Origin of the sequence: Brucella pituitosa, from assembly GCF_965577835.1 — a bacterium.
In the GTDB taxonomy this organism is placed as follows: Bacteria; Pseudomonadota; Alphaproteobacteria; order Rhizobiales; family Rhizobiaceae; genus Brucella; species Brucella pituitosa.
This window is the reverse complement of record NZ_OZ264093.1, coordinates 421,225-434,073: the sequence shown is the minus strand read 5'-3', so window position 1 is coordinate 434,073 and position 12,849 is coordinate 421,225. Positions and strand designations below refer to the sequence as shown.

Here is a 12,849-nt window from a genome sequence, read left to right as displayed (position 1 = left end):
GTCAGATCCCTTCGCCACCTTCATTGACGCGGCTTGCATTGCCGCCAAGCCCGTTGACGAAGGCGCTTATGCGTGGGTTCGTTGACTTATAAAAAAGCTGCTCTGGCGAGCCTTGTTCGATGATGCGACCGTTTTCTGTGAAGACAATCGTATCGCTGATTTCTTCGGCAAAGCGCATTTCGTGGGTCACGAGAATGCTGGTCATGCCTTCATTGACGAGGTCGCGAATGACCGACAGCACTTCGCCGACGGTTTCTGGATCAAGTGCGGAGGTGACTTCATCGAACAGAACCAGTTCCGGCCGCATGGCGAGCGCGCGGGCAATGGCGACGCGCTGTTGCTGACCGCCCGAAAGCTCACCCGGATAGGCATCCGTCTTGTGTTCAAGCCGCACTTTTTTCAGCAGTTCTTTTGCGTGGCGCTCGGCTTCGGCTTTAGGCGTACGCAGGATTTTGACCGGTGCAATGGTGATGTTTTCCAGAACCGTCAGGTGCGGAAACAAGTTGAACTGCTGGAACACGATGCCGATGCGCTTGCGCAGCGTAATGCGTTCAGCTTCGGTTTTAAGCTCGTCCACGCGGGTTGAGCCCACGGTGATCTTGCCAGATTGCGGGATCAGCAAACCGTTGATGCAGCGCAGGATCGTTGATTTTCCAGAACCCGATGGTCCGATGATCGAGACTGCATCGCCCTTGTTGATCTTGAGGTCGATGCCCTTGAGCACTTCATTCTGTCCAAAAGACAGATGAACGTTCTCCAGTTCGACCAGTGTAGTTTTGGTGGTGTCGCTCATGTGAATTTCAGATCCTTGTCAGCGGGAGGAGAGCCGCTTTTCGAGCCGCTGCGTGAAGCGCGACACGGGATAGCAGAAGAGGAAGAACGCCATCAGCACGGTCAGATAGATGATGACGGTGAAGTCATTGCGCTGGACTGCGGTGCTTGCATCGGTTGCCGAATGCAACAACTCATGCACGCCCACAAGCGAGGCCAAAGCCGTACCCATGGTGATAGACGTATAAAGGTTCATCCAGGGCGGCAGCGAACGCTTGACGCATTGCGGCAGGATGATCCAGCGCAGCGATTGCAGGCGCGAAAAGCCAAGGCCCTGCGCCGCTTCCCACTGTGCGGTCGGGATCGACTGGATGGAGCCGCGAGTGATTTCCGCGATATGCGCGCTTGCCGGAATGGCAAGGCCGACAACCGCTTTGATCCAATCGGGGAAAGCGATGTAATTGCCGAAGATCACCAGCTCGAACGGGAAAATATAGGTTGCAGCAAAGATAAGCACGAGATGCGGTGCGTTGCGGAAAATCTGCACATAGGTCACAGCGGGTGCGCGGATGATCTTGTAAGGTGCCAGCTCCATGATGCCGAGCAACACGCCCGCAAAGGTGCCAAGCGTAATCGCAAAAACGCTGATCAGCACGTTCATGGCAAAGCCTTTGCCAAGATAGGGCAGCCAGTCGAGCCAGACCTGACCAAGCGACGGATCAAGATAGAACCAGAGTGCAGTGGCCAGAATGATGGTCGTGAATGTGAGGGTCGCAGGCGACAGCCAGATGCTGGGCTTTTGTTCGATAGCGATGTTCATTGGCCATATCCCGGAATTGCAAGACGCTTTTCAAACCAGTAGCCAACGCGCGCGACGATGAGATTGATGATGCTGAAGAACAGAAGAATGACCAGCATCAGCTCGACCACATTATCGCGCTGTGTCCAGATCAGGATCGAAGCGTAAGTGATTTCACCGACCGCAATGGCCGAGCCAACTGTCGTGAGCTTCACCAGATTGACGAGATTATTGACAACAGCCGGAAGTGCCGTGCGGATTGCCAGCGGCAGCTCGACATAGATCAGCACCTGAAACGAATTGAAGCCGATGGCGCGTGCTGCTTCGATCGTGGTGCCGGGAACAGCTTCAATACCGCCGCGCAGCGCTTCCGCATGCAGGGCTGCAATATGCAGACCCGTGATCGCAACCAGCCAGAAGAATGGTGTGAGCGGATTGTTCTGTGCTCCGCCGATTGCGTTGGAAATCAGCATATTGAGCACGAGAAAGCCGCACATCAGCTGAACGAGTGTAGGCGTATTGCGGGTGAGTTCGACATAGCCGCGTACCGGCACGGACAGCCAGCGCTTGCCGGATGTCAGAGCGCCTGCGAACAAGACGCCGAAAAACAGGCTGAGCGGAATGGTGATCGCGACCAGCTCAAGCGTCGTGACCATGCCATTGAGCCACATATCAAGCTCATAGCCACTATTGAGAAATTCATAATTGAGGCCGATTGCGCTGGTGAGCTCGATGAAGCGCGAAATCAGAGCTTCTTTCATTGAAATGATCCGATTGCGTTTTAGAGCGTTGATCTGATTGCATAAGATCGGCGCTCTGAAATTGCGGACGGATGAACCGCCCGCAAATATTCTGACAAGGTAGCGTTTTGAGGTTTACTGGCTCTTGAGCTTGTTGTGCTCTTCTTCGAGATAGCCCAGGTTCGGCAGACGGTTTGCCTTCGCGATTTCGATCATCTTGCCTGACGCGTGCAGATCACGGACAATCTTGTCGAGAGCGGCCTCCGTGTCGTTCTCGTCCTTTTTCAGCCAGATGACTGAATCCGAAGGGATGAGGTCGGTCGGGATCAGGATACCATAATCCTTCCACTCCTCAGCACGGTCCTGAAGCATCAATCCGAGTGTTGCGCTGACATGCACGGAAACGTCGCAATTGCCGCCCTTGAGCGCCAGCATTGATTCCGGCTGGCTTGGCAGCGCCTTAACGTTTGCGCCATATTCTTCGATCAGCGGCTGGGTGTAGTTAGAACCCTGCGAAACGCAGGCGATCTTACCTTTGAGGTCTTTCCAGTCCTTGATGCCGCTATCCTTGCGGCCAATCGCTGCCCCACCCATACGATCATATGGCGTCTTCACATAGCCGAGCGACTTGGCGCGTTCTTCCGTATATTGCATGTTGGCGATCAGAATATCGACCTTGCCCTGCTGGAGGAACTGCACGCGGTTTGGCGGAGTAACGGTCTGCGTTGCAAGTTCAACGCCGAGGCCTTTCGCCAGTTCCTTGGCGATATCAATATTGAGGCCCTTCTGTTCCTGCGTCTTGGAATCAATATAGCCGAATGGTGCGCCTGAAAGGATGATGCCAACGGTCAGTTTGCCTTTGGCTTTGATGCGATCCAGTGTTGCGTCTGCATGGGCCGCACCCGACGCGGCAAGGGCCATGAGAGAGCCCGCAATAAGGGTCTTGGTGAGGTTTTTGACGCTGAGGATCATGGGGGGACTTCCTTCGATTAAGCTGGCGCGAATTTACAGGAAGGAGAACCCTCTTTACGACGAACGGAATTCCATTGCTGGAAACTGAATTAGAATATCATTCTAATATTCCTGAAAATTGGCATGAATTTCTGGTCTGCCGATTAAGCTACAGCTAAAAGAAGCCTTGTCTGGTCAGGTTAGTCCTGTATCAGAGTCTATTCAGAAGTTCAGACACGAATCCAACTATCCAGCTCTGGATAAATTGATAAGGTCTGTTCTGGAGAGCGTGCGGTTCCGGGTTGACGACAACTGCACGGGATGAGGGACAACTACAGAAGAGTGACATTCATGTCTGTTCGGTTTAATAGGCTGATACTGGCCTTTACGACTGCGTTCTGCTTGGCGACATCATTCGGATCATCTTTTGGGGCGAATGCCGCCGAAACACGACGCATAGAGACCACGCAGGATGCCGATTATTTCGGCTTTGATCTGAGAACCGAGAAAAATGTCTCGCTCGAGCAATGCAAAAGCATCTGCCTTGGCGATAATTCCTGTCTGGCCTTCACCTATAACCCGAAGGTCAAATGGTGCTTTCTGAAAGCCGATTTCAACAAGCTCAATGAATCTGTCGGCTCAATTGCCGGCAATGTTGTGATGGAAGCGAAAGCCGCCAAGGGCAAAGATCTTGGCGCGGCACCCGCAATCTCGTTCTTCGCCGCCAATCTGATTGATGAAGCCCGTCGTCTGAAGCGCGAAATCAGCGGCCTTGAAAGCTCCGACAGCCTACGCACTTTACGAAATGAAGCAGGTGCGGCGGGCCTGAATGGCGATCCGCGCACGGCAATGGAAAAGTTCCGTCTCGCTTCCAGCATGTCCCCCGATGAGAGCGACATCTGGGCCGGATATGCGCTTTCAGCGCTTGCAACCGAGCCGTCCAATGGCCAGGAACGTTCCAAGTTCCAGCGCGATGCGACGTCTGCCTCGTGGTTTGCCTACCAGACCTCACGCACCAAGGATGAGCGCGCGCAAGCGCTTGCCGTCATGGCGCAGGCACTGGAAAAGCGCGATGCATCGCGCCCGGCATTGCAGGCCTATGAAGCCAGCCTTGATCTCGTCAATTCCGCATCCGTTCGTGCAGCCTATGAAGATCTGAAAGCCCGCAAAGGCTTCCGCATTGTCAACAACACTGTTGATAATGACAATGCAGCACCACGCATCTGCGCGCAATTCTCGGAAGAGCTGGTGAAAAGCGGTGTCGATTATTCTAGCTTCGTCAGGCTCGACAATGGTTCCCCGCAGGCGGTTGAGGCCAAGGATCGCCAGATTTGCGTTGAGGGTCTGGAACATGGCCGCAATTATACAGTGACGTTCCGTCAGGGTCTGCCATCGGCTGTGGGCGAAGTGCTGCCAGCCCCGGTTAATCTCTCGATCTATGTGCAGGATCGTGCGCCATCCGTACGCTTTACCGGCGACAGCTTCGTGCTGCCTGCCAAGGCACGTCGCGGCATTCCGCTGGTCAGCGTCAATCTCGATGCGGCCAAGGTCAAGCTGTACCGTGTCGGCGACCGTTCGCTCGCACAGCTTCTTTCCGGTTATCAGTTCCTGCGCCAGCTCGACAGCTACGACCTCAGCACGGTTTCCGAACAGATGGGCGCGCCTGTCTGGCAAGGAGAGATCGAGGTTGCAGGCAACGAGCTGAACAAGGAAGCGACAACCAGCTTCCCGGTCGATGAAGCGCTGCCGGAACGCAAACCGGGCGTTTATGTGCTGACCGCCGAGCCGCTGGTCCAGAAGTCCGATGACGAATACGGCACCAAGGCAACGCAGTGGTTTGTTGTCTCCGACATCGGCCTTTCGACCTATACCGGACAGGACGGCATCAATGTGTTTGCCCGTTCGCTGGAAAGCGCAGACCCGCTTAAGGGCGTTAAGCTGACGCTGCTTGCCCGCAACAATGAAATACTGGGCGAAGCGACCACCGACAGCGATGGCCGTGCAACGTTCACGCCGGGCCTGACCCGCGGCACGGACGGCATGGTGCCAGCGGTACTGATGGCCAGTCAGAATGATGATGATTTCACATTCCTCGATATGGCGCGTGCTGGTTTTGATCTTTCCGATCGTGGTGTGACAGGCCGTGCAGTGCCCAAGGCGCTTGATCTTTATGCATGGACCGAGCGTGGCATCTATCGCGCTGGCGAAGTTGTGCATGTAGGTGCGCTGGCGCGCGATGATCGTGCTGAGGCAATTGACGATCTGCCGCTTACCTTTATCTTCACGCGTCCTGATGGTGTGGAAGATCGCCGTCTTGTTTCCGACAGCAAGCTCGCCGGTGGTCGTGCTATTGATCTGACATTGCCGACAAATGCCATGCGCGGCACATGGAATGTTTCGATCTATACCGATCCAAAACAGCCAGCCATCGCATCGCAGATGTTCCTGGTTGAAGACTTTGTACCGGACCGGATCGAGTTCGATCTGGCGTCTGACAAACCGGAAATCGCCGTGGGTGAAACCGCGAATATCACCGTTGACGGTCGTTTTCTCTATGGTGCGCCTGCCGCCGGTCTTGCGCTTGAAGGCGAAGTCACGCTTTCGACCAAGCGTCAGTGGGACCGCTTCAAGGGCTATTATTTCGGCCTCGCCGATGAAGAACAGGGCGAAGCCATGCGCCTGCCGCTCGATGGCTTGTCAAAAGTCGATGACAACGGCAAGGCGACTTTCCCGGTTGCAGTCGATGAGATGCCATCGACGACACGTCTCGTCAACGCAGCCGTGACCGTTCGTATGCGTGAAACCGGCGGTCGTGCCGTTGAGCGCAAGCTCGATGTCGCTATCCAGCCGGAAACTGATCTCATCGGCATTCGTCCCGATTTTTCCGGCGATGAAGTCCCGCAGGGCGGAACGGCGAAGTTCAGCTTGATCGCATCCGACAGCAAGGGTGATCGCAAGGCGCTTGATGGCGCACAATGGTCGCTGGTCAAGATCGAGCGTAATTATCAGTGGTATCGTAGCGGCAACAGCTGGAATTACGAGCCGGTGACATTCACCAAGGCCATCTCCAACGGCAAGATCGATCTCAAAACCGATAGCGAGGCTGAAATCAGCCTGCCAGTCGATTGGGGTCGTTATCGTCTGGAAATCGAAACTGCAGATGCTTCGGGGCCGACCACCAGCTATGAATTCGATGCCGGCTGGTATGTCAGCTCGACCTCGACCGAAACACCTGACGGGCTCGAAATTGCGCTCGACAAGGAACATTATGCAGTCGGCGATACGGCTGAACTGAAAGTGTCTCCGCGTTTTGCCGGTGAGCTGCTCATCACCATTGGCGCGGAAAAGTTGCTCAAGACAATCACCGCAAGCGTGCCGGAAGGTGGCACGACCATCGAAATTCCGGTGGGTGAGGATTGGGGTGCGGGCGCCTATGTTACGGCAACGCTGTTCCGTCCGGGTGAGGCGATTGAAAGCCGTATGCCTGCGCGTGCGATTGGCCTTAAATGGCTGAAGGTCGATCCTGCCGACAAGCAGCTTGCTGTCAAGCTGACCCCGCCTGAAAAGATCGTTCCGCGGTCCACACTTTCCATCCCCGTTTCAGTTGAAAATGCGGGTGGCGAGCAGGCCTATGTGATGGTAGCAGCGGTCGATGTTGGCATCCTCAATCTGACGCGTTACCAGCCGCCGAACCCTGAAAACTGGTTCTTCGGTCAACGTCAGCTCGGCCTTGAAATGCGCGATATGTATGGCCGCCTGATCGATGGTTCGCTCGGTGTTACCGGCAAGCTGCGCACAGGTGGCGACGGTGGTAATATGGCAGCCGAAGGCAGCCCGCCCACCGAGAAGCTGGTCGCGCTGTTCTCCGGTCCGGTTGAACTCGACAGCGATGGCAAGGCGAGCATAGACTTCGACATACCGCAGTTCAACGGCACCGCGCGTGTTATGGCGGTGGCATGGACCAAGAAGGCCGTCGGCCACGCGGTTACAGATGTCATCATCCGCGATCCTGTGGTCATCACCGCTGGTCTGCCACGCTTCATGGCCCCCGGCGATCAGGCCAATATCCGCTTCGATATTGCCAATACCGATGCGCCAGACGGCAATTATCGTGTGAGCCTTGAAACTACCGATAATCTCGGTGTCGAGGTTGGCTCCTATCCCGAAACAATCGCACTTGCCGGTGGCAAGCGGCAGTCAATTGCCGTGCCGCTCAATGCGGTGGCCACGGGTGCCGGTGGTGTGACGATCCGGCTTTCCAACGATGCAGGCCTCTCAGTCGAACAGGCCTTGGCATTGCCGGTGCGTCCGGTCGATCTGCCGGTCACGAGCCGTCATGTCGTCAATCTCGCGGCCAATGGCGGAAGCCTCAAGGTTGATGGCGGTCTTCTGTCTGAAAGCCTGCTCGATGGTGCTTTTGTCAGCGTTGGCGTCACGCGCAGTGCAGCCTTTGATGTGCCAGCTTTGTTGATGGCGCTCGACCGCTATCCTTATGGTTGCACCGAGCAGACCACGAGCCGCGCATTGCCGCTGCTTTATTTGAGCGAAATGGCGGCAGGCACAGAAGCGGCAGCGGGTCTGGAAAGTCAGGAAGAACTTAAAAAGCGCGTACAGGATTCCATCTTCCGCGTGCTGAACAACCAGTCTTCGAGCGGTTCGTTTGGCCTGTGGTCTCCGGGATCGGGTGATCTCTGGATGGACGCCTATGTGACCGACTTCCTCACGCGTGCTCGTGAAAAGGGCTATAACGTTCCGCAGCAGGCGATGCTGTCCGCACTTTCTAATCTGCAAAATGCGCTCGGCTACACCACCGACGTCAAGGAACGCGGCAACGACATTGCCTATGCGCTTTATGTTCTGGCACGCAACAAGAAGGCTTCAGTTGGCGATCTGCGTTACTTTGCCGATACCCAGCTTGAAAACTTTGCAAGCCCGATGGCCGTTGCCCAGCTTGGTGCGGCCCTTGCTCTTTACGGTGATCAGCCGCGTTCGGAACGCATGTTCAATTCGTCGCTCCAGCTCGCAACCAGCCAGTCCAGCTACGATTATAATCGCTCCGATTATGGTTCGCCTTTGCGTGATGGCGCGGCCATGCTGGCCTTGGCTTCTGAAACCAAGCCTGCGCCGAAAGTGCTTCCCGCCCTTATTACGCTGGTCGAATTCCAGCGTGAAAAGGCGCGTTACCTCAGCACGCAGGATCAGGCATGGATGCTGCTTGCAGCACGCGGGCTTCAGGATGACAATGGCGCAATCAGCCTCGACATCAATGGCACAGCGCATCAGGGCGCGTTCTCCGAGCGCCTGAACGGTTCAGCGCTTGAAGCACAGCCTTTGGTCGTTACCAACACCGGCAAAGGCTCGGTCGATGCTGTTGTGACGGCGGTCGCACCGCCTGCACAATCGCTGCCAGCAGGTGGTGAGGGTTTCAACATCGAGCGCACTTACTATACGCTTGATGGCGAACCGGCCAATGTCACAGGCGTCAATCAGAATGAACGCTATGTGGTTGTTCTGAAAATCGACGATTTGCAGCAATGGCAGTCGCGTCTGCTTGTGACCGATCTGCTGCCAGCTGGTTTCGAGATCGACAATCCGGGTCTTGTTTCGAGTGCTGATCTTGGTAATTTCCCATGGCTTGAAAGCACACAGGCAGCGCATCTCGAATTCCGCAACGACCGTTTTGTGGCTGCTTTCGACCGCTCCGCAGGCGAGAAGAAGCCGATCACGCTGGCCTATGTCGTGCGTGCGGTGACGCCGGGGCTCTTTACCCATCCGGCAGCAACCGTTGAGGACATGTATCGTCCGCAATTTGCGGCGCGCACGGCAACGGGCATGATGGAGGTGGCGGCACCGTAAGCCATGATCCCGAAAAGTGGGAACCGGTTTTCGGACAAGATCATGGCTAAACAAATGAAAAGGCGTTGGAAAATAGCGATTGGCGGTGCCGCATTCTATGGCATCGCCGCACTCGGAACCGTGGTCGGGCTTGACTGGCTCGACGGCGCTTTCCCTCCGCCTTTGCCTGAACGGGCGACCATTTCCACCGAAGTAATGGATCGCGATGGCGCTTTGCTGCGCGCCTATGCAACGCCGGATGGCTATTGGCGTCTCAATACGCGGATCGAGGATGTCGATCCGAAATTCGTAAAAATGCTGATCGCCTATGAGGACAAACGTTTTTACGATCACGGCGGCATTGATTTTTGGGCATTGGCGCGGGCGGCAACACAGCTTGCAAGCAGTGGGCGCATTGTGTCTGGCGGCTCCACCCTTTCTATGCAGCTTGCCCGCCTGATCGAGCCGCGCGAAAGCCGTAGTTTTGGCTCCAAGTTCCGGCAGCTGGCACGCGCAATCCAGATCGAACGGCGCTTAAGCAAGTTTGAAATTCTCGAACGCTATCTGACACTCGCGCCCTATGGCGGCAATCTGGAAGGTGTGCGGTCGGCATCACTTGCCTATTTTGGCAAGGAGCCGTTGCGCCTCACCACATCGGAGGCCGCATTGCTTGTGGCTTTGCCGCAATTGCCAGAACGCCGCCGCCCGGATCGCGAGATGAAGAACGCGGTTGCCGCGCGGGATCGTGTGTTAAATCGCATGGTAACGTCCGCTGTGTTCACGGCCGAGGAAGCCGAGCGTGCATCGCGTGAGCGCATATCCGCTACGCGTCATCCTCTGCCCGCATTGGCTGCCCACTTTGCCGATCTCGCATTGAAACAGGCACCGACCGAGGCCCGGCATCACCTGGCGCTTAAAAAATCGGTACAGGCGGGACTGGAAACGGTGGCGCGGGAAGCCGCCGCCAAGCTTGGGCCAAAAGTATCGGTCGCCATGGTGCTGGCCGACAGTCGCAATGGCAATATTCTGGGTGAGGTTGGCTCCGCTGATTACTTCGATGGCAAGCGGCAGGGCTGGATTGACATGACCCGCGCCGTACGCTCGCCCGGTTCTACGCTCAAGCCTTTCATCTATGGGCTGGCCTTCGAGCAGGGACTGATTGCGCAGGAGACCATCATCGAGGACCGCCCGCAGGATTTTGCGGGCTATCGTCCACGCAATTTCGATATGAGCTATCAGGGCGATGTCAGCATTCGTCAGGCGCTGCAAATGTCGCTGAATGTCCCGACCATCAGCCTGCTTGATGCTGTCGGTCCTGCACGGCTCACCACGCGCATTCGTCAGGCGGCGGTCAATCTGCAATTGCCGAAAGGCGAAGCGCCGGGCCTTGCCATCGGCCTTGGCGGCGCGGGCATCAGCCTGCGCGATCTGGTGCAACTTTATACTGGCCTTGCCAATGGCGGGCGAGGGGCAGCCCTTCGTGACGGCACCGAAGGCTCAGAACCTGTTCAGCCATCAGCTCCTGTTCTGAGCGAGCAGGCATCGTGGCAGATTGGCGATATTCTGGCCGGCGTCGTGCCGCCGCAGGGTGCTAAACGCCTCGGCCTCGCTTACAAGACCGGCACGTCCTACGGTTATCGCGACGCATGGTCGGTCGGCTACGACGGTCGCTATGTGCTGGGTGTCTGGGTCGGTCGCGCCGATGGCGGTTCTGTGCCGGGCCTTGCTGGCTATGTTTCAGCGGCTCCCATCCTGTTTGAAGCCTTTGTGCGTTCGGGCGTAGCGTCAGTGCCGCTGCCGCGTGCACCGGCTGGTGCGTTTCGCACGGCGCGCGCCGATCTTCCGGTGACCCAGATACGCTTTTCGTCTGCGAGCGACCCCCTGCCTGTTCTCAAAGCCTCGATTGAACCTGCGCCGCGCATCGTGTTTCCACCTGATGGCGCGCATGTGGAGCTGAAAGCGCTCACTGACAATGCATCGCCGCTGGTGCTGAAATTACAGGGCGGACGCGCGCCGTTCCGCTGGCTTGCCAATGGCAAACCTATTTCCGAACCAAATCGCCGCCGCACGGCGACATGGTTGCCGGATGGCACCGGCTATTCGACATTGACCGTTGTTGATGCAGGCGGACGGGCTACAAGTGTGAAGGTTTTCATTGAATGAGGATAGTCAATACAGGCGGCTCAAGCGGGAGAATTGATAGTTGGAGATTTTAATGCGTTTTCGTTCTCTTTTGATCCCTTTCGTATTGGTGCCTGCGCTTTCAATCGCGCTTTTTTCCACGTCATTGGCCAACGGTGCAGGCACTCAGGCCGAGGTTCCTGCAGGCGCAACGTCATGCGCGTTCAATGCATGGACCAACAATGATAAGGCCTCGATTGAGGTGCGCGCGGCGCCGTCTGCCGACGCTCAACTTGTGGGGCAGATACCGACGGTTTCCGCTGCCGGAGAAGCTGAATATGCCTACAGCATCAGCTTTGATGTGCTTGAAGCGAAAGACGGTTGGCTGAAAATAGCCAACGCCAGCGACGCCTATAATGAAGAGAGCGACGATTATGTCCCGCGCGAGGTCTACAAGGGCGGAGGCTGGATAAAATCAGACGAAGCCAGAGTGGGCATTCAGTCGGCGCGCGGCTTTCTCAAACCAGATCCTGAAAGCGAGCGGCTGCTTGATATTGGCAGCGACTGGCTGACAGAAATGGGCAGGATCAACAACATCCTCGCCTGCCACGAGAATTGGGTTCTGTTGGATTACACGGTGCTGCGCAAGCGCATGGCGGGTGAAGAGCTTGTCGAACTTGCCAGCGATGAACAGTTGGCCGGGCGCGCCTGGTTTCGGGGTCTGTGTTCCAATGCAGAAACAACCTGCGATATGAAGTCAGTTGATCAGTAACTTTCAGGTATTTGACATGAATTTGAAACACTCCGCTCTGCGCCTTTCCGTTCTGGCTGCTCTGTGTGCTTTGTCCGCACCGGCATTGGCAATTGATTGCAGCAAGGCACAAACGCCAAGCGAAAAGCTGATCTGCTCCAGCAAATCGCTTCAGAAGGCCGATAGCAGGCTGAATAAAACCTATGCAGCAACGCTGAAGGCTGCTCTCGATGAGGAAACCCGCGCTATGCTGGTAACGAGCCAGAAGCGCTGGATTGCAGCACGAGATAAGTCACTGGAAGGCATCATTGAAGAACCCGATAGCGCTTCGGATGGTAAAAGTGCGGTGCAGATTGCCGACAGCATGATTGCCGAACGCACAGCACAGCTTGAGGAAAAGGGCAGGAGGAGCCTCATTGAAGTTGCTCGCACCCAGCGGGCTTTCCTCAATCAGTTCAGTGGTGGTGACTATGCGGGCTATGAGACATCCTGCGATATGCTGCCGCCTGACCAGGCCTATAACTGTTTTCCAACGCGCCATTATCAGAATGGTGATCGCGTGTGCAGCGTCGAGGAGTATTGGGCGACCAATACCGGGTACATGAAGCGCTTTATCGCTAATATCATCGATGGCAAACCAAAGCTGATCGCCAGCTGTTCATTCAATGGCGATGACAACACTTGCCCCACGACGAGCGGAGAAGAGCAAAGCTGGAATGTGAAGCCGAAACCGCAGCCCACACTCTACAGTTCAACACCAGAGCTGAAACTTGACGGCGAAGTCAACGATAGCGACGACTATGACTGGCTCAAGACCTGCCTGACGGACAAGAGTTTCCCTGTTGCTGATCCGACGCGTTCCGGCGTTGCGGAATAATCTG

At 56.2% G+C, this 12,849-nt stretch carries 8 protein-coding genes; 4 read left to right on the top strand and 4 right to left on the bottom strand.

What is annotated here, in order from left to right:
* Window position 1: 1 nt before the first annotated feature.
* The 4 genes from ACSME1_RS13275 to ACSME1_RS13260 form a co-directional block, all read right to left on the bottom strand.
* The gene (locus ACSME1_RS13275; RefSeq protein ID WP_151091233.1) at window positions 2–793 is read right to left on the bottom strand and encodes an amino acid ABC transporter ATP-binding protein; all 792 of its coding nucleotides are present in this window, start codon (window positions 791–793) and stop codon (window positions 2–4) included.
* Window positions 794–811: 18 nt separating this feature from the next.
* On the bottom strand, window positions 812–1,591 hold the full coding sequence (locus ACSME1_RS13270) for an amino acid ABC transporter permease (RefSeq protein ID WP_095445190.1): 780 nt from the start codon (window positions 1,589–1,591) through the stop codon (window positions 812–814).
* A complete protein-coding gene (locus ACSME1_RS13265) occupies window positions 1,588–2,331 on the bottom strand; it encodes an amino acid ABC transporter permease (protein WP_134157579.1) in 744 nt (247 codons plus the stop codon). Before ACSME1_RS13265 ends, ACSME1_RS13270 begins: the two co-directional genes overlap by 4 nt.
* Window positions 2,332–2,445: 114 nt before the next feature.
* Window positions 2,446–3,282 (bottom strand): transporter substrate-binding domain-containing protein, encoded by an 837-nt coding sequence (locus ACSME1_RS13260; protein WP_435655364.1) that lies wholly within the window; start codon window positions 3,280–3,282, stop codon window positions 2,446–2,448.
* 330 nt (window positions 3,283–3,612) lie between these two features.
* On the opposite strand from ACSME1_RS13260, the gene ACSME1_RS13255 reads away from it, so the two are divergent.
* Genes ACSME1_RS13255 through ACSME1_RS13240 form a run of 4 tightly spaced genes read left to right on the top strand, consistent with a single transcriptional unit; the run spans window position 3,613 to window position 12,845 of the window.
* A complete protein-coding gene (locus tag ACSME1_RS13255) occupies window positions 3,613–9,117 on the top strand; it encodes an alpha-2-macroglobulin family protein (RefSeq protein ID WP_435655363.1) in 5,505 nt (1,834 codons plus the stop codon).
* Between the two features lie 42 nt (window positions 9,118–9,159).
* Entirely contained in the window at window positions 9,160–11,259 is a 2,100-nt protein-coding gene (gene pbpC / locus ACSME1_RS13250) for a penicillin-binding protein 1C (protein ID WP_435655362.1), read from the top strand.
* Between the two features lie 52 nt (window positions 11,260–11,311).
* The gene (locus tag ACSME1_RS13245) at window positions 11,312–11,989 is read left to right on the top strand and encodes a hypothetical protein (RefSeq protein ID WP_435655361.1); all 678 of its coding nucleotides are present in this window, start codon (window positions 11,312–11,314) and stop codon (window positions 11,987–11,989) included.
* 16 nt (window positions 11,990–12,005) lie between these two features.
* Window positions 12,006–12,845 carry a lysozyme inhibitor LprI family protein gene (locus ACSME1_RS13240; protein ID WP_435655360.1) on the top strand — a complete coding sequence of 280 codons (840 nt, stop codon included), beginning with the start codon at window positions 12,006–12,008 and terminating at the stop codon, window positions 12,843–12,845.
* The last annotated feature ends 4 nt before the right edge of the window (window positions 12,846–12,849 follow it).